At 66.3% G+C, this 15,931-nt stretch carries 18 protein-coding genes; 13 read left to right on the top strand and 5 right to left on the bottom strand.

Annotation, left to right across the window (positions count from 1 at the left end):
- Nucleotides 1–49 precede the first annotated feature (49 nt).
- On the top strand, nt 50–388 hold the full coding sequence (locus tag ACT009_RS02400) for a TfoX/Sxy family protein (RefSeq protein ID WP_445192802.1): 339 nt from the start codon (nt 50–52) through the stop codon (nt 386–388).
- Between the two features lie 26 nt (nt 389–414).
- Here ACT009_RS02400 and ACT009_RS02395 read toward each other — a convergent pair whose 3' ends face one another.
- Nucleotides 415–678 carry a DksA/TraR family C4-type zinc finger protein gene (locus ACT009_RS02395; RefSeq protein ID WP_445192801.1) on the bottom strand — a complete coding sequence of 88 codons (264 nt, stop codon included), beginning with the start codon at nt 676–678 and terminating at the stop codon, nt 415–417.
- Between the two features lie 126 nt (nt 679–804).
- Here ACT009_RS02395 and ACT009_RS02390 point away from each other — a divergent pair, with 126 nt between their 5' ends.
- The 4 genes from ACT009_RS02390 to ACT009_RS02375 are packed head-to-tail and all read left to right on the top strand — an operon-like array spanning nt 805 to nt 3,155.
- On the top strand, nt 805–1,635 hold the full coding sequence (locus ACT009_RS02390; protein ID WP_445193981.1) for an aldo/keto reductase: 831 nt from the start codon (nt 805–807) through the stop codon (nt 1,633–1,635).
- A 10-nt stretch (nt 1,636–1,645) separates the two neighbouring features.
- Entirely contained in the window at nt 1,646–2,203 is a 558-nt protein-coding gene (locus ACT009_RS02385) for a metallophosphoesterase family protein (protein ID WP_445192800.1), read from the top strand.
- Nucleotides 2,200–2,532: a hypothetical protein gene (locus tag ACT009_RS02380; protein ID WP_445192799.1), complete on the top strand. Its 333-nt coding sequence runs from the start codon at nt 2,200–2,202 to the stop codon at nt 2,530–2,532. The genes ACT009_RS02385 and ACT009_RS02380 overlap by 4 nt, the downstream gene beginning before the upstream one ends.
- Nucleotides 2,529–3,155 carry a methyltransferase domain-containing protein gene (locus ACT009_RS02375; protein ID WP_445192798.1) on the top strand — a complete coding sequence of 209 codons (627 nt, stop codon included), beginning with the start codon at nt 2,529–2,531 and terminating at the stop codon, nt 3,153–3,155. Before ACT009_RS02380 ends, ACT009_RS02375 begins: the two co-directional genes overlap by 4 nt.
- A gap of 445 nt (nt 3,156–3,600) precedes the next feature.
- Here ACT009_RS02375 and ACT009_RS02370 read toward each other — a convergent pair whose 3' ends face one another.
- From ACT009_RS02370 to ACT009_RS02360, 3 genes are read right to left on the bottom strand one after another with little or no spacing between them, the layout of a single operon-like run.
- Nucleotides 3,601–3,936, bottom strand: coding sequence for a hypothetical protein (locus tag ACT009_RS02370; protein ID WP_445192797.1), 336 nt, complete (start codon nt 3,934–3,936; stop codon nt 3,601–3,603).
- Nucleotides 3,933–4,337 carry an HIRAN domain-containing protein gene (locus ACT009_RS02365; protein ID WP_445192796.1) on the bottom strand — a complete coding sequence of 135 codons (405 nt, stop codon included), beginning with the start codon at nt 4,335–4,337 and terminating at the stop codon, nt 3,933–3,935. The genes ACT009_RS02370 and ACT009_RS02365 overlap by 4 nt, the downstream gene beginning before the upstream one ends.
- A gap of 17 nt (nt 4,338–4,354) precedes the next feature.
- The gene (locus ACT009_RS02360) at nt 4,355–5,005 is read right to left on the bottom strand and encodes a S24 family peptidase (protein WP_445193980.1); all 651 of its coding nucleotides are present in this window, start codon (nt 5,003–5,005) and stop codon (nt 4,355–4,357) included.
- Nucleotides 5,006–5,079: 74 nt separating this feature from the next.
- Here ACT009_RS02360 and ACT009_RS02355 point away from each other — a divergent pair, with 74 nt between their 5' ends.
- Entirely contained in the window at nt 5,080–5,262 is a 183-nt protein-coding gene (locus ACT009_RS02355) for a hypothetical protein (RefSeq protein WP_445192795.1), read from the top strand.
- A 20-nt stretch (nt 5,263–5,282) separates the two neighbouring features.
- Here ACT009_RS02355 and ACT009_RS02350 read toward each other — a convergent pair whose 3' ends face one another.
- The gene (locus tag ACT009_RS02350) at nt 5,283–5,897 is read right to left on the bottom strand and encodes a lytic transglycosylase domain-containing protein (protein ID WP_445192794.1); all 615 of its coding nucleotides are present in this window, start codon (nt 5,895–5,897) and stop codon (nt 5,283–5,285) included.
- Between the two features lie 157 nt (nt 5,898–6,054).
- On the opposite strand from ACT009_RS02350, the gene ACT009_RS02345 reads away from it, so the two are divergent.
- From ACT009_RS02345 to ACT009_RS02315, 7 genes are all read left to right on the top strand, one after another.
- Nucleotides 6,055–6,915: a DUF7146 domain-containing protein gene (locus ACT009_RS02345; RefSeq protein ID WP_445192793.1), complete on the top strand. Its 861-nt coding sequence runs from the start codon at nt 6,055–6,057 to the stop codon at nt 6,913–6,915.
- Between the two features lie 76 nt (nt 6,916–6,991).
- The gene (locus ACT009_RS02340; RefSeq protein WP_445192792.1) at nt 6,992–11,203 is read left to right on the top strand and encodes a strawberry notch-like NTP hydrolase domain-containing protein; all 4,212 of its coding nucleotides are present in this window, start codon (nt 6,992–6,994) and stop codon (nt 11,201–11,203) included.
- Nucleotides 11,204–11,277: 74 nt separating this feature from the next.
- Nucleotides 11,278–11,511 carry a type II toxin-antitoxin system Phd/YefM family antitoxin gene (locus tag ACT009_RS02335; protein ID WP_445192791.1) on the top strand — a complete coding sequence of 78 codons (234 nt, stop codon included), beginning with the start codon at nt 11,278–11,280 and terminating at the stop codon, nt 11,509–11,511.
- Complete coding sequence (locus ACT009_RS02330) at nt 11,508–11,966, top strand: PIN domain-containing protein (protein WP_445192790.1); 459 nt, start codon at nt 11,508–11,510, stop codon at nt 11,964–11,966. Before ACT009_RS02335 ends, ACT009_RS02330 begins: the two co-directional genes overlap by 4 nt.
- Before the next feature lie 105 nt (nt 11,967–12,071).
- Nucleotides 12,072–14,081 (top strand): chromosome partitioning protein ParB, encoded by a 2,010-nt coding sequence (locus ACT009_RS02325; protein ID WP_445192789.1) that lies wholly within the window; start codon nt 12,072–12,074, stop codon nt 14,079–14,081.
- Nucleotides 14,082–14,205: 124 nt separating this feature from the next.
- The gene (locus ACT009_RS02320) at nt 14,206–15,123 is read left to right on the top strand and encodes an ArdC family protein (RefSeq protein ID WP_445192788.1); all 918 of its coding nucleotides are present in this window, start codon (nt 14,206–14,208) and stop codon (nt 15,121–15,123) included.
- Between the two features lie 64 nt (nt 15,124–15,187).
- Nucleotides 15,188–15,832 carry a hypothetical protein gene (locus tag ACT009_RS02315; protein ID WP_445192787.1) on the top strand — a complete coding sequence of 215 codons (645 nt, stop codon included), beginning with the start codon at nt 15,188–15,190 and terminating at the stop codon, nt 15,830–15,832.
- Nucleotides 15,833–15,931 lie beyond the last annotated feature (99 nt).

Genomic DNA, 15,931 nt, shown 5'->3' with positions numbered 1-15,931 from the left:
CGCAGATCAGCCCCTCGAATTCTCCTCGCGGATCGGACATGCTCGCCTCATGGCCTCCGATAAGAACACCGTCACCTTCATCGTCGACCAACTGTCTACGGCGGGCGCCGTCTCGGCCAAGCCGATGTTCGGCGAATATGGTCTGTACTGCGATGGCAAGATGTTCGGGATGATCTGCGACGGCCAGCTCTTTATCAAGCCGACCGCTGGCGGTCGGACGCTGGCGCCGTACCTTGAGGAAGCGCCGCCATATCGAGGCGCGAAGCCCTGCCTGCTGGTTGATGCGGACCGATGGGATGATGGCGACTGGCTCGCGGAGTTCGTTCGGATCACGGTCGCCGAGCTTCCGATGCCCAAGCCCAAGAGTCGAAAGTCGAAGCCAGCCTGAGGCAATCGCTACTCAGCTTGCTGACGTCAGCGAAGCTGGCTGTCCTTGCTGCCGCGTCGATTGAACGCGGAGAGAACGGGCCGGCTATCGCGCTGCGACTGGCACTGCACGCACGTCCGTACGCCCGCGAGCGCCTGGCGGCGGGCCTCGGGGATCTCCTCGCCGCACTCCTGGCAGTGCGTCTCGCTCTCTCCACCGGTAAGCCGTGACCGCGCGAACAAGACGGCATCGGCGACGGTGTCGTCGATCTGATCCTGGATAGCGCCGTCGCGCGTCCACCCGCCGGCCATCTTGCTACCCTCCTGATTTCGAAGCACCCAAGATGGGACCTGACGAACGACATTCCAGTCGCGTCGATGCGCCGGATCGATCGCTCCGACGTTGGCCCCTCAGCGTTCCCTTTGTGCGAGACGATGATGAAGACCGTGACGCTACCCGGAGGCGAGAAGGTCCCCGCGTTTGGCCAAGGCACCTGGATGATGGGCGAGCGCCACGATCGCCGTGCAGACGAGATCGCGGCGCTCCGCTTGGGCGTCGAATGCGGCATGACGCTGATCGATACCGCCGAGATGTATGGCGACGGTGCGGCCGAAACCCTGATCGGCGAAGCGCTCGGCGACGTGCGCGACCGGCTGTTCCTCGTCAGCAAGGCCTATCCGCAGAATGCCTCGCGCAATCGTCTGGCCGGCGCGTGCGAGGCAAGCTTGAAGCGGCTCGGCACCGATCGGCTCGACCTGTACCTGCTTCATTGGCGCGGCTCGGTGCCGCTTGCTGAGACGGTCGAGGCGATGGAGGCGCTGAAAGCACAGGGCAAGGTCCGCCACTGGGGCGTCAGCAATCTCGACACCGGCGACATGGAAGAGCTTGTCGCGGCGGACGGCGGTGCCTGCGCGACCGATCAGATCCTCTACAATCTCACGCGCCGGGGAGCGGAACACGACCTGCTGCCTTGGCTCTCCGAGCGCGGCATTCCGGCCATGGCGTACAGCCCGGTCGAACAGGGAAGGCTCCTCGCCGACCGCACCCTTGCCACGATCGCGAGCAACATCGGCGCGACGTCGGCGCAGGTGGCGCTCGCCTGGGCGATGCGCCACGACGGCGTCATCGCCATTCCGAAGGCAGGTTCGATCGATCATGTGCGAGAGAATCGCGCGGCGGCCGATCTCGTCCTGTCGGACGCTGATCTTGCAACACTCGACGCAGCGTTCCCGCGCCCCCGCACGCGTCGCCCGCTCGAGATGCTCTGAGCCTTCCGCGATGACTATCTTCTTCACCGCCGACACGCATTTCGGTGATCATCGCACGATCAACATCCACCGCCGACCGTTCGCCAGTGTGGCGGCAATGGACGAGGCGATCGTTGCCAGCTGGAACGAGGTGGTCGGTCCCGAGGACGAGATCTGGCACCTTGGGGACGTCGCACGCCGTCCGGCAGACGTGGCGGTCTTCCTGGCTGGGCTCAACGGCATCAAGCACCTCGTCCGGGGCAATAATGACGATCCCGCAACCGGCGATGCCGCAGGCTGGGCGAGCGTCCAAGATTATGCAGAACTCACGCTGGACGGCGTTGTGCTGGTGCTCTGCCACTACCCATTCAGGAGCTGGAACGGGCAGCATCGCCGCTCGATCAACCTGCATGGACACAGTCATGGCAAGTTGAAGCCTTTGCTGCGCCAGTTCGACGTCGGCGTAGATGCCCGTGGCTTTCGGCCGACAACGCTCGTCGCACTCCTGAGCGGAGGCTCAATTCAAGAGCCTGACGAAAGCTCCCGTCGCCTGATCCCGTCGACAACCTCAAGCGATACGGTAGCGTGACCGCAAAGGACTATCCGGTCACACCCGATGGACGCTACTTCGTCGTCCGCGGGCGCCTGTGGCGACGATCAAACCCCTCTCTGCCGGAGCCGCGGCGCGCAGCATTAGTGGACGAACTCATGGCAGCGAGACGTGCCGTGGGGATTGCGCTGCGCGCAGGCGACCAGGCTCGCCTTGCCGAGGCCCGTGCCCAGGTCGACCATGCCAAGGTGGCGCTCGGCGAGCGCGGGCCGGTGTGGTGGCAGGACGGGACGCCCAATTTCAACCGCCATCTGGTCGTCAACACGCCTTATGCAGGCTGGCTGAGAGAGCAGGATAAAGCTCCATGACGAATGACCGGCTCCCCGAGCTACCCGCCGGCGCGTTTTCGAAACAAGATCCGGGTGACGATCTCGCTTTCTACGCTCCACCTCGGCTGGTCACCCACATCGACGAGGGAGCGGTGGCTTCGCTGACCGCATACTATCGAAGGCTGCTGTCCGAGAACAAACCGGTGCTCGACCTGATGTCGAGCTGGGTCAGCCACCTGCCGGCCGACCGGACCTACGCCGCTGTGGTCGGACACGGCATGAACGCCGAAGAGCTCGCCGCCAATCCGCGGCTGGATCGCTGGTTCGTGCAGGATCTGAATCGCGAGGCCACGCTGCCGCTGGAGGACCGGTCATTTGAGGGCGCGCTTTGCTGTGTCGGCGCTCAATATCTTCAGCAGCCCGTCGCTGTATTCACGGAAGTGCGCAGGGTGCTGGTGTCGGAAGCCCCCTTCATTGTCAGCTTCTCGAACCGGTGTTTTCCGACAAAGGCAGTCGCCATTTGGCGGTCGCTCGACATCAACGGACATGCCGCGCTGGTCCGGCTCTACCTCGAGCGCGCAGGCTTCAGCCACATCACCACGGACGTCCTCGCCGACGGCCGCGCAAGCGATCCGTTGATCGCCGTCACTGGTCGCGCCTGACAACAATGAGCGGCCGTCGCCCGCGCTGGGGGAAAGGGGGCGCGGGGTTGCGGGTGATCCACTACCGTAGAGGGTTCCGGTCGAAGACGACCTGTCCGCCGGCGTCGCAGCATATCGAAGAACTGGCGGCGTAAGTTCGACGGTCAGCGACCCTTCCGTTCTTGCCGTTCCTCATGATCCGCTGTGATCTCGAGGTCCCTCGCGAGCTGTTCCAAGGCGCGGCGGGCGCCCAGGCGCTCAAGCCCGTCCCGATGATCTACCGACCGCGGCGGGGTGCTTCGCGCCCACGCCAATCTCGCGGCGGCTCTAAGTGTCTCTGAATCCATGACCGCCGATCCTCCGGTCGTTGCTTACGGAATCTCGACCGCAGCATAACGTCACCGGGAATGAAATATCGACTCGCATAGCGTCGGGCTCCCGGAGAGGAGGGATATCCGATCAGCCCCTAATGCACGTTGGCGCTGACCAGCTCGTCGAGCGCAGATCCCACAATTCCCCATCGCTGCATGCCCCGCCAATCCCGTTTCCGATGCAGATCCCGCATATAATTGTCAGCCCATGCGACGGCGTCATGTGCGCCCAGATCAATGATCAGTTCGGCCGCAATAGCCCACGCTTCCTGCTGGTCGCCATGGTCCGGCACGATCTCGGTCGCTGGTTTCTTTCGAGCCCGGCGGTCACGCGGCTCGCCAGCCGTCGATCGGAAATGCGCGGAGTCTGAGCCTGTGCTGCCGCCGTTTCGCAGAGTGCTGCGGTCGAGCTTTCTTCTCGGCATGATCAATCGTCCGGCGGTAGTTCGTCGGGCCAGAAATCGATCTCTTCAGTCGTCTCTTCGACGTGTTGCTTTCTGTCGTACCGAGGCAAAACCGGCGCTTCGCCGTCGAACCCGATCCTGATCGCTGCTCCAGGCTGCGTCGCCTCCTGAAATACCGCCTGAAGCTCGCGGCCATTGCGGAGCATGCTGCCGATCCAAGGTGCGCGATCCGCCGTGAGATAGCCGATCTGAATGCGCCGCACGCTGACGACGGCAATGGCGCTCGGATCGACGGGGTTCTTGGGCTCGGGCACGAGATCGATCGGCTCACCCGGGACACAGAGCAGGATCTCGAACCGGCGATTGCTGCCATCGGCATTCGGATGGTTCGCACCGACGACGTGCAGGCTGAGTTGCTTCATAGCCATGTCTGAGTCCGCCGCGATCAGCTCAGGGTGCGGCCGAACCAAAGCACCCGGCCAACGATGTCGATCCGGCCAAGCTCGATGTTCTGCCAACTCGGATAATCCGGATTGTCGCTCCTGATCGAGATGCCACGGCCCGATGGATTGCGGGCCAGCCGTTTTACCATCAGGCTGTCGTCGAGCCGCAGCACGTAGATGCCGTCCCGAAGTCGCCCGACGCCGTCTTGGCGATCCACGAGCACATCGTCGCCATCGGCAAGGGTCGGAGCCATTGAGTCGCCCTTCACCTGGATAACCGAGAGACCATCGGCAGAGCCCTTGGTGCGATCCCGCAGCCAACGCGGATCGAAGCCGATCGTCGTGCGCCGCGCTTCACCGAAATCGGCAGCCCCATGTCCGGCCGAGGCATAGACGTCGAGCACGGGCACCTGCTGCAAGGCCGGCTGTTCCCACTCCTGCGGCCCTCCAAGAACGGCCTCTTTGACGCCGAAGTAAGCGGCGAGGACGCGCCGATCCTCTTCATGCAGTCGCTTGGGCGTACCGCGCTTGATGTACTGCTGAATGTAAGCATCATTGCGCCGAAGCATGCGTGACAGACCCGCATAGTCTTCTTTGCGCTCGTCGATCAGCCGCTGGAGCGCTGTGCGAGGATCTTCAATTTGCGCGAGCATCATAGGAATCATCCTAGACAAAACCGGCAGGAGCATGGAACATAACAGGAACGATGTAAAGCGAGTCGGTGCCGATGGAGAACGAACTGCTGCAGAAAGTGGAGGAATACCTCGCTCGCGCGGGCCTGAGCCCAACCCGCTTCGGCCGTATCGTCGTGCACGACCCGCGCTTCGTGTTCGACCTGCGCGCAGGAAGACGTCCTAGGCGAAAGGTCTATGGCAAGGTGACCGCCTACCTTGTCGCCCACGGCGTTTGATGGCCGCCTGCCGCCCCGGATCATCGGACGCCACCGAAAGACCAGGCAGCAAGGACCTTTGCGACATAGGCTGGCGTCTCGCTGTTGGCCGGCACGCCGCGCGAGCGCAGGACCGCCCCCGGACCTGCATTGTAGGCGGCGAGCGCAAGCTTGATCGACCCGAAGCGGTCGAGCATCGCCCGCAGATACCTGGCGCCGCCATCCACATTGGCGCGCGCGTCGAAAGGATTGAGGACGCCGAGCGCACGCGCTGTCGCGGGCATCAGCTGCGACAACCCCATTGCCCCGGCCCGGCTGATCGCACCCGGCTGGAACGCCGACTCGACCTCGACCAGAGCCTCGAGCAGGCCAAGCGGCAGTGCGTGGCGCATCTCGGCCGTCCGGATCAAGGCCAGCACATGGGTGCGGGCCTGGTTCGTCCACGGGGCGCGCAAGGTTGTGCGTGCGATAGCCAAGCGGCTTTGGCGGACGGGAAGCACGGGCGCGGGCCCGGCCGTCCTGTGCTCGACGAGCTTGAACGCCAGTGGTGCAAGAATTCCCTCGTCGACGCTGTTCTCAACGGGCGCCTCGGCCGGGGCAGGAATCTGTTCGGCGAGCGCCGGCGAGCTAATCAAGAAAAGCGTGAACGCGCTCACGCTGGGAGTAAGGAATCGGATCATCGTGTCCTCGCATGGCTCTTCCCTTCCTCCTCGAATCGGAACATAGTGCGAACATCCTGCTGTAGGAAAGTAGCGAAGCAGCCCTGGAGAGGAGGCGGCGGCCGGGGCCTGCACACGAAGATGCGAGACGCCGATGAGCTACCATGACCATCACTTTGCAGGCGCAGCCGACAGCGGACGCGCCATCGTCGAGTCGCTCGGCGGACGTTGGGGACCGAGCGGCGGCATGTGCCGCTGCCCCGCGCATGGCGACCGGACGCCGTCACTCAGCGTCAGGCTAGGCCGGAAGCGCCTGCTGTTTCACTGCTTTGCGGGTTGCGACAACGGCGCGGTTCTCCAGGCACTGCACGCCTTGCGACTTCCGGGTACGGCGAGCTGGTCTCCCGCCGAGCGGCACGATCCGCCCGACGATCGGAGCCGCCGAGCCGCCCAGAAGCTATGGTCCGAGGCACGTGTGGCGCTCGGCTCCCCAGCGGAGCTTTACCTTGCCGGCCGAGGCATCACGCCGGCCCCTGCCCTTCGCTTCCATCCCCGCACACCACTCGGTCCAAAGCCGTTTACCCGCTTCTCGCCCGCGATGATCGCGTCCGTCGCCGATGCAACGGGCCTTATCGCCGTCCATCGGTCATTCCTGTCACGAGACGGCAGACGGCTGACGCGTCGTGAACCCCGGCGTGCCGCGCTGGGTCGGCTTGGCTCCGGGCTTGTCCGTCTCACGCCGGCTGCCCGCCGCCTCGGGCTGGCCGAAGGCATCGAGACGGCACTGTCAGCCACGTCGTTGTTCGACCTGCCGTGCTGGGCGACCCTCGGCACCGAGCGCTTCTCCCGCATCGAGCTCCCGCCGAGCGTTGAGGAGATCGTTCTGTTCCTCGATCATGATGCGGGCGGAAAGCGGGCCGAGATGCTGGCGCGCGAACATTTCGGCCGGCGCGTGGTCGAGGCGCACTACCCTCCGTGTTCGGGCGACGACTGGAACGACGTTCTGCGACGCTGACGCTTTGGAGAGGAAAGGCAGCGGGGCCGTGGTGCCCTGGTGCCGGCAATGAAGCCGGCCGGGCGGGAGATTCCGTATGCCCGCACTCGCCCCGTCACCCACGCCGGTCACCGAGCCGGTGATCAAGGTCGCTCATGCCCTCGTTGCCCATCTGCAGGCCGGCGAGCCGATCGACCAGCGGCTCCTGAGGCAGCTGCTCCAGTCGGCCTGCTCGCAAGCGAGTACGCGCGACCATCGGTCGATACGCCATGCCTATGACGCGCTGGAGCTGGCGCAAATCCTTGTCCTCACCTCGCCCGCGTGGAGCGAGCCTGCCAACGATCCCGGGGCGCTCGCCGCACTCACAGCCCTCATCGACCGGCTGCCGACGCAGAGCATCCGCACCGAGGAGCAGCTCGCCTTCCAGCAATTCTCGACGCCTGCTCCGATCGCGTGGCTCCTCGCGCGGGCCGCCGCGCTTTCCTCGGCGGACACGCTGCTCGAACCGTCCGCCGGAACGGGGATGCTCGCCTGGCCGGCCGCGCGTGCAGGGGCGCGCCTCATCCTCAACGAGATCGACCCGGTGCGCCGGCAGTGTCTGCGGGAGGCGTTCGGCGACGCTCAGGTGACCGGCTATGACGGAGAGCTGATCGACGACCTGCTCCCGCCGGGCCACCGCGCGACTGTCGTCATCATGAACCCTCCCTTCGCTCGTTCCGAAGGACGAGGAGAAGATCGCCACGCAGCCGACCGCCACCTCCTTGGTGCTGCAAAACGCCTCCCCCACGGCGGACGAATCGTGGCGCTGATGCCGACCTGGTCCAGTCGCGATCTGCTTGGCTCGTCTTGGACTTGCCGAATGGACCTGACGCTGAGGCGCGGCCTCTACGCCAAGCACGGCACCGGCATCGCGGTGCGGCTGGCGGTCTGGGACCGGGTCACTGGCGGCGGGTTGCCGTTGGTCGGGGACATCGAGGACCTTGCTGATGCCCTTGGCCTCATCGATCAGCTTCCTCCCCGCGCAACCCCGCCGGCCTCCCCACCTCCGCCCTCGCCGTCCCGCTCGACGCGCCTGTCGCTCTTCCGGGAGGTTCGTGGCGCATCACGCGCGCCCACGCTCCCGAAGTCGGAGCACCAGGATGCCGAGGCCCGGCCGCTGCGGGTCATTGCGCTCGAGGAACCGAGCCCGACCGGCGACCCGGCCGGCATCTACCTGCCATGGCGGCCCAGCCGGCTCAGCCTTCCTGATGCCCGGGATCATCCTACGCCGCTCGTCGAGTCGCTGGCGATGGGCTCGATCGCCGCTCCGCGACCGGTCTACGCGCCGTTGCTGCCCGCCAAGGTCGTCACGGAGGGACTGCTGTCGGCGGCGCAGCTGGAGACGCTCGTCTACGCCGGTGCCGCGTTCGAGCGAGACCTGCCGGGGCGCTTCAATCCGGCCCAGGAGGGTAGCTTGCTCGAGGTCTCCGATAAGGGAGCTGCCTATGCCGCGGGCTTCTTTCTCGGCGATGGCACCGGCGCCGGGAAGGGCCGCCAGATCGCCGGGATCATTCTCGATCAGTGGCAGCGGGGACGGCGCCGCCACATCTGGCTCAGCAAGAACGAAGCTCTGCTGGAGGACGCGCAGCGCGACTGGGGCGCGCTCGGCGGAATGGCACTCGACGTCCAGCCCCTCTCACAATGGAAGCTGGGTACCCCGATCGCGCTCGATGCCGGCATCCTCTTCGTGACATATCCGACACTGCGCTCGGGGCGCGAGAACGCGACCCGCCTTCGCCAGATCCTCGACTGGGCCGGCGCGGCATTCGACGGTGTCATCGCGTTCGACGAAGCGCACGCGCTCGCGAACGCGGCGGGTGGCGAAGGCTCTCGCGGCCGGGTCAAAGGATCGGAGCAGGGCGTCGCAGGTCTGCGGCTGCAGAACCATCTCCCCCGCGCTCGCGCGCTCTACGTCTCGGCAACGGGCGCCTCCGACATCGCCAACCTCAGCTATGCGACACGCCTCGGCCTGTGGGGACCAGGAACGGCCTTTGCCGACCGTGAGGCGTTCATCACCGGCGTCCGCAAGGGCGGTATCGCGGCGATGGAGTTGGTCGCCCGCGACCTCAAGGCGCTCGGCGTCTATACGGCACGTGCGCTGTCGTTCGCCGGGGTCGAATATGACCTACTGGAGCACACGCTCACGCCTGCGCAGATTCACATCTACGATGCCTATGCCGAGGCCTGGGCGATCATCCATCGCAACATGAATGCCGCGCTCGAGCAGACCCGGGTCGTTGATACCGTCTCCGGCTCGACGTTGAACCCGAATGCCAAATCGGCGGCACTGTCGCGGTTCGAAAGCGTCAAGCAGCGCTTCTTCGCGCAACTGCTCCTGTCCGCCAAGCTACCGAGCCTGTTGCCTGCCATCGAAGCCGACCTCGCCCGCGGCGACGCCGTCGTGGTTCAGCTGGTCTCCACCTCCGAGGCGATGCTCGCGCGGCGATTGGCCGAACTCGATCCGGCCGAGCGCGAAGCGCTCGAGATCGACCTCTCCCCTCGCGAATATGTCGTCGACTACCTGCTCGGCGCCTTTCCTACCCGCCAGATGCGCGTCTTCACCGATGCGGACGGCACGGTTCGCTCCGAGCCGATGACCGACGAAGACGGTCGTCCCGTGCACAGCCAGGCCGCACTGGCCGCGCGCGATGCTCTGGTCGAGCAACTCTGCGCCCTGCCGGCAATCGCCACGGCGCTCGACGCGATCATCGAGCGGTTCGGCACCTCCCAGGTCGCCGAGGTGACCGGGCGCACCCGTCGCCTCGTCGTGGATGCAAACAGTGCGCAGCGCCTCGAACGCCGCACGCCCAAGTCAAACCTCGCTGAGTCCCAGGCCTTCATGGACGGCACCAAGAGACTGCTCGTCTTCAGTGACGCCGGTGGAACGGGACGCAGCTACCACGCTTGCCTGCGCGCCAAGAACCAGGCGCGCCGCATCCACTATCTGCTCGAGCCCGGCTGGCGCGCCGACGCGGCCATCCAGGGCCTCGGCCGTACCCACCGCTCGGCGCAGGCATCGGCGCCCCTGTTCCGGCCCGTCACGACCGATGTGCGCGGCGAACGCCGCTTCATCTCGACCATCGCTCGCCGCCTCGACACATTGGGTGCGCTCACTCGGGGACAACGCCAGACCGGTGGTCAGAACCTATTCGACCCCGCCGACAATCTCGAGAGCGACTATGCCAAGGATGCGCTGATCGCCTGGTACCGCCTGCTTTATGCCGGGAAGCTTCAGTCGACGACGCTGGGTGACTTCGAGGATCGTTCGGGACTCCGCCTTGCCGCTGAGGACGGCGGTCTGCGCGAGGACCTGCCGCCGATACAGCGATGGCTGAACCGTCTCCTCGCCTTTCCCATCGCGCTCCAGAACGCGATCTTCGACGAGTATCTCGGTCTGGTCGAGGCGCGCGTAGACGCGGCGCGCAAGGCGGGTACGCTCGACCTCGGCGTCGAGACACTGGCGGTCGAGCGGTTGCGCGTGGAGCAGGATCGCGTGATCCGGACCGATGCCACCAGCGGTTCCACCACGCATCTGCTCACGGTAGGCCTAGAACGCCGCCCGCGGCCGTTGTCGTTAGACGACGTAATGGATCTCGCACGACGGAAGGATGCCCGTTTCCTCGTCAACGAACAGTCAGGTCGCAGCGCCCTGCGCCTGGATGGCCGGAGCGTGCTCAGCGAGGACGGCACGCTGTGCCCGCGCTATGAGATCGTTCGTCCCTTGCGCCGCCAACGTCTCGATCGTGACGCCTTCGCCGACACACGTTGGACCATCGCCACAGCTGACAGGTTCGCGTCCGCCTGGACCGTCGAGGTAGACGAACTGATTGCGTCCACGTCGACCGAGACCATGCACCTGGTCACCGGTCTGCTCCTGCCGATCTGGGACGCCCTGCCCGATGAACTCGCCCAGGTGGTGCGCGTGGTCGACGAGACAGGACAATCGTTGCTCGGGAGGCAGATCCCAGCGCTGGCGCTGGCGGAGCTTGGCCGTCGGTTCGGCTTCGATGCGCCCGTGGTCGCGCCGGACGATCTCGTCAGGGCGGTGCTCGAGAATGGGCGAACTGTCCCCGTAGGCAACCGTGGCAAGCTGCACGCTAAGCGGGCGCTCGTCGGCGGGTCGCAGCGGCTTGAGCTCACCGGGTTTGATCCGGCGCGCCTGCCCGAGCTGAAGGCGCTCGGCTGTGTCGTCGAGATCATCCGGTACCAGACCCGGCTGTTCGTACCCGCTCCGAAGGCACCGGAGATCCTGACCGCGTTGAGCAGATAGTCGAGATCATGGGTTCGGCTCGACAGCGCCTCGCTCATCATCTATTTAGACGTTACCACTAGAAAGGTCCGGTTATGGAACGTGCGATCAGCGCCAGCGACGCTAACCAGCATTTCTCCGAGATGCTGCGCGACGTGCAGGACGGCGAAACCTTCGTCGTCACATCTCGTGGCCGCCCGGTCGCAAAGGTCACGCCGGTCGATGATCTCGACGGGCAGGGCCCCGCGCTCGATGCGCTGCTCGACTTCGTCGCCACTCTGCCGCGCCGACGGGCGGACGCGTGGCGCCGCGAAGATCTGTACGAGTGACCCGCGTCGCCTTCGACACCAACGTGCTCGCCTATGTCGCGGGCGTTGACCGGCATGCCGATGATGCAGTGAAGATCGACGCCAGCCGCATGCTCCTGAAGCAGCTGCGCGGTCGTGCCGCCCTCGTCGTGCCGGTCCAGGTCCTGGGTGAGCTCTACGTCGTGCTGACCCGCTCGGGTGCATCACGCGACGAGGCGCGCGACGCGGTGCTGCGCATGGCGCAGGCTTTCGGAACCGCGGACAGCAACGCCTCGGCTTTCCTGTCGGCGCTCGACCTGGCCACAACCCACAAGCTGCAGTTCTGGGACTCGCTGATCGTGAACGCCGCCGCCGAAGCCGGCTGCACGCTCCTCCTCTCCGAAGACATGAGCGATGGTTTCTCATGGCGCGGGACCGTCGTGGTCAATCCGTTCGCGACGTCGGTCGATGAGCGTCTGGCCCGCCTCATCGCCTGAGTTCGGGCAACCCGCCACCCTCCCACGACTTAGAAGAGGAAAGGAGGCGTCGAGGACGCGAGCCGGCGCAGGCGCGCCCGAGGCTCGTGACCAAGGAGACCGACGATGATCCAGACTATTGCGCTCGGCAAGCTCGTGCCGTCCAAGCGGAACGTCCGCCGCCGCAGCGATGCCGCAGCCGATGCCCAGCTCCGTGCCGATATCGAGGCACGCGGGCTGCTCCAGAACCTGATCGTGACCGCCAACAAGAAGCCGCGGGGCACCTACGCCGTCGAGGCCGGCGGACGGCGGCACAATGCGCTCAAGGCTCTGGCCGAGGAAGGCAAGCTCGACACCAACTTCGCCGTTCCCTGCCTTGTGCTCGACGACCTCGGTAGTGCCGTTGCGGAAGCGAGCCTGGCCGAGAACTTCCAGAAGCTCGCCCTGAACCCAGCCGACGAGTGTCTCGCCTTCCAGCACTTCATCGAGCAAGGCTCCGATGTAGAGGGCGTTGCCCGCCGTTTCGGTGTCACCGTGCGGTTCGTGGAAGGCCGGCTGCGGCTCGCGAGCCTCGCCCCCGTCGTCTTCCAGGCGCTCGCCGATGGCGAGATCACACTCGATATCGCCAAGGCCTACGCCTCCACCCCGGATCGCGAGCGTCAGGCCCACGTCTTCGACCAGATGAGCCGCGGCTATGGCGGTGCTCATCCGGACAGCATCCGGCGCATGATGACGCAGGCGACGGTCTCCGGCGCTGATCCGCGCGCACGCCTCGTCGGGGAAGATGCGTATCTCGCCGCGGGTGGGCGGATCGATCGCGACCTGTTCGCCGACGACAGCACCACGCGCTGGCTGGACATCGCCATCCTCGAGCGCCTCGCCAGCGAGATAATGGAAGCCGCCGCCGCCGCCGTCGCGGCGGAAACGGGATACGCCTGGGTCCGCCCGACGCTGGATCGCTACGTCGACTGGCAGCAGACCGAGGGCCTGCAGCGCGTCGATCTCGCGCCGCCATCGCTATCCGCAGCCGAGCAGGACCAGATCGCCACCCTGGAGGCGGGCGCTGCGGACAAGATGGCGCTGATCGAGGACGAGAACAGTAGCGAGGACGAGCGTGCCGTCGCCGAGACCGCGCTCGAAAGCATCGAAAGGGCAATCGAGACAATCACCGAGAGGCCTCCCGTCCTTCCCGAAGAGCTGCGACCGATGGTAGGCGCCTTCCTCGTGCTCGGCCCGGACGGCGCCCCGCGCCTCCATCAGACGCTCTATGTCAAACCGGTCCAAGAACCGGAGGCGGTGATGGAGAGTGACATCGGCGACGAAGTGCCAGCCTCGCCCGCCCGCTCAGTGGGGCTGTCACAGCGGCTGACCGACGAACTCGCGATCCAGCGCCGCGACATCCTCGCCGTCCATGTCGCCGCCGACCCGGACTTCGCTCTCGACCTGGCGATCTTCCTGATGATCGATCGCAAGCCTGGACATGGGGTCGAGCGGTACGGCTCGTCGCTCAGCGCCCGAGCGCCTCAGGAGCCTGTGATCGGCTTCAAGACACCGGAGGCCGCGGCAACGCTCGCGAGGATCGAGGCCGAGCAAGCACTCGACCGCAGCTGGACCATCCGGGAGACGCCGAGCGCCCGCTTCGATGCTTTCCGGGCGCTTGGCGCCGATGAGCGCGCCGCGTGGCTCGGACACGCTGTCGCTTCCACACTCGAGGCGAGCGTGCTCGGTGCCGGCGCGAGCGGCTGTGACTTTCACGATCATCTGGGGCAGCTGCTCAGCATCGACGTCGCGGCATGGTGGCGGCCGACAGCCGCCAACTTCTTCGACAAGGTCACCAAGCCCGTCATGTTCGACGCGCTTGCCGAGATCGACGGGCCGGCGCTCGCCGCGCGGTATGGCAACGCGAAGAAGTCCGACCTCGCCGCCGCGTGCGAGAAGATTTGCGCTGGCGACTTCATCGGTGAGGTCGGCACGAAGCACTTGGCGCGTGGGTGGCTGCCGACGGCGATGCGCTTCACACCGGCTCAGGCTGCCGAGGCAGCGCCGGAGAGCACACCTGCTCTGGAGGGCACGTCTATGAGCGACGCGGACGCCGGCGACGGGGAGGATAACGCGGTCGACCGCGAAGCAGCCTGAACGACGACGACGCGGGGGCGGCCTCTACTGGAGGTCGCCCCTTTGTCTTGGGGCCGGTGAGAGAGGGGAGACGGCTGTCGCCGGGGGCGAGCCGATCCGGCTCTTATCCGAGAGGAGATGCGCGATGCGCCCCACACGTTCTTCCGCCGTGTCCGTCAGTCCCGCCGAGACGATCACCAACGCCATCATCGAGCGCCTGGAGGCTGGCGTCAGGCCGTGGCGCCAGCCCTGGACCGGTGGCCCCGTTTCGCGGCCACTGCGCGTCTGCGGAACCCCCTACCGCGGCGTGAACGTGATCTGGCTGTGGATGGCTGCCCAGGCACGCGGCTTCATCTCACCGACCTGGATGACCTACCATCAGTCGCAACTGCTCGGAGGTCAGGTCCGCAAGGGCGAACGCGGCACCTGCGCCATCTTCTACAAGAGCTACAGCAAGGAGGTCGAAGATCCCGCCACAGGCGAGCGCGAGGACGAAGCTCGCCGTGTGCTGAAAAGCTTCACCGTCTTCAATGTCGACCAGATCGACGGCCTGCCCGAACGCTTCACGCCGGAGCCCATCCCGCGGCCCGAGCCGACCGCGCGCGATCATGCGCTCGACGCCTTCTTCGGCGTGATCCCCGCCTCGATCCGCCATGGCGGCGGCGAAGCCTATTACCTGCCGAGTGCCGACCAGATCACGATGCCCGATCCTGCCGCGTTCCGGTCACGTGACTTGTACCGGTCCACGCTCGCCCACGAGTTGGCGCACTGGACGGGACACCAGAGCCGGCTCGCGCGCTCTCTCGGCAACCGGTTCGGCAGCGACGCCTATGCCATGGAAGAGCTGATCGCCGAACTCGCCTCCGCCATGGTTGGCGCCGAACTCGGCCTGCCGGTCGATCACCTCGAGGACCATGCGAGCTACCTCGCGTCCTGGCTCAAGGTGCTGAAGGCCGACAATCGCGCGATCCTGACAGCTGCCGCCAAGGCCGAAGAGGCGTCTGCCTTCCTGCTGGGCTTCGCTCGGGTTGCGCACGCGCCGGACGCCCTCCTCGCCGCCTGATCCTGCCGCCGGGAGCGAAAGCACGCGTCCGCTCCCGACACTCTCTTTCCATCGGAGACACCCCATGACCTACGATGTCTGTTATCGCTTCGCGCAGGCGCTCGATCCGAGTGGCCTCGACACCATCGCTGCCTGCCTGCACGCCATCCAGGCCGCGGCCAAGGACTGCCGCAACGCAGGCAAACCGTTCGAAACTGATCCTGCCGTCGTGCTCCTGGCGCAGCATCTCGGGGCCGTCGCACGCGCCAAGATGCCCGACCCGGAAGCGCTGCGGTCGTTATGCGGGCAGGCGGTGGCCGAGATCGCCCGCACACCCCTGCTGACCGTGCTTGCCGCTCGCGGCGTCGACCATGATGCAGACGCCAAGCGGACCTTTCATACGGAGGCACGCCGCGCGCTCCGGCGGCTTGCGGAAGAGCTCCAACTCGCCAGCGGCACGTACGAGATACGGGTCTGCGCAGGCGGGCCGGCGGTCTCCGGCGAGGTGATCTTGCACGGCGATGAGCTCTATGTGCAGGTCTCGATCGGCGGCTTCGGCCGAGGTGAGATCCTGCTCCGCAGGTGCCGCGGCCGCTCCGACTATGTCGGCGAACGCAACCACTGGGCACGCATGGCGGAGTTGGTGGATCCCGCCACACTGGCGGCCCGTATCGCCAGCGAACTCGGGCTTGCCATGCCCGTTGAACTCCAGCCGCGGCTGGTTGCCTGAGGTCACAAGAGAAGGTCTCTCAGACCCCACCTGCGGCCGCAGAGGCCCTCTACCCGCCGGCGGTCCACGCGCAACCCGCCCGCCTGCGGCCCGTGTTGC

The organism is Sphingomonas sp. Tas61C01 (genome assembly GCF_052567495.1).
This window is presented reverse-complemented; position numbering and strand designations above follow the sequence as displayed.

Bases quoted from the DNA above. Each gene is read 5' to 3' on its own strand.
- ACT009_RS02400 (WP_445192802.1), top strand. From the start codon at position 50: ATGGCCTCCGATAAGAACACCGTCACCTTCATCGTCGACCAACTGTCT.
- ACT009_RS02395 (WP_445192801.1), bottom strand. From the start codon at position 678: ATGGCCGGCGGGTGGACGCGCGACGGCGCTATCCAGGATCAGATCGAC.
- ACT009_RS02390 (WP_445193981.1), top strand. From the start codon at position 805: ATGAAGACCGTGACGCTACCCGGAGGCGAGAAGGTCCCCGCGTTTGGC.
- ACT009_RS02385 (WP_445192800.1), top strand. From the start codon at position 1,646: ATGACTATCTTCTTCACCGCCGACACGCATTTCGGTGATCATCGCACG.
- ACT009_RS02375 (WP_445192798.1), top strand. From the start codon at position 2,529: ATGACGAATGACCGGCTCCCCGAGCTACCCGCCGGCGCGTTTTCGAAA.
- ACT009_RS02365 (WP_445192796.1), bottom strand. From the start codon at position 4,337: ATGGCTATGAAGCAACTCAGCCTGCACGTCGTCGGTGCGAACCATCCG.
- ACT009_RS02360 (WP_445193980.1), bottom strand. From the start codon at position 5,005: ATGCTCGCGCAAATTGAAGATCCTCGCACAGCGCTCCAGCGGCTGATC.
- ACT009_RS02355 (WP_445192795.1), top strand. From the start codon at position 5,080: ATGGAGAACGAACTGCTGCAGAAAGTGGAGGAATACCTCGCTCGCGCG.
- ACT009_RS02345 (WP_445192793.1), top strand. From the start codon at position 6,055: ATGAGCTACCATGACCATCACTTTGCAGGCGCAGCCGACAGCGGACGC.
- ACT009_RS02340 (WP_445192792.1), top strand. From the start codon at position 6,992: ATGCCCGCACTCGCCCCGTCACCCACGCCGGTCACCGAGCCGGTGATC.
- ACT009_RS02335 (WP_445192791.1), top strand. From the start codon at position 11,278: ATGGAACGTGCGATCAGCGCCAGCGACGCTAACCAGCATTTCTCCGAG.
- ACT009_RS02325 (WP_445192789.1), top strand. From the start codon at position 12,072: ATGATCCAGACTATTGCGCTCGGCAAGCTCGTGCCGTCCAAGCGGAAC.
- ACT009_RS02320 (WP_445192788.1), top strand. From the start codon at position 14,206: ATGCGCCCCACACGTTCTTCCGCCGTGTCCGTCAGTCCCGCCGAGACG.
- ACT009_RS02315 (WP_445192787.1), top strand. From the start codon at position 15,188: ATGACCTACGATGTCTGTTATCGCTTCGCGCAGGCGCTCGATCCGAGT.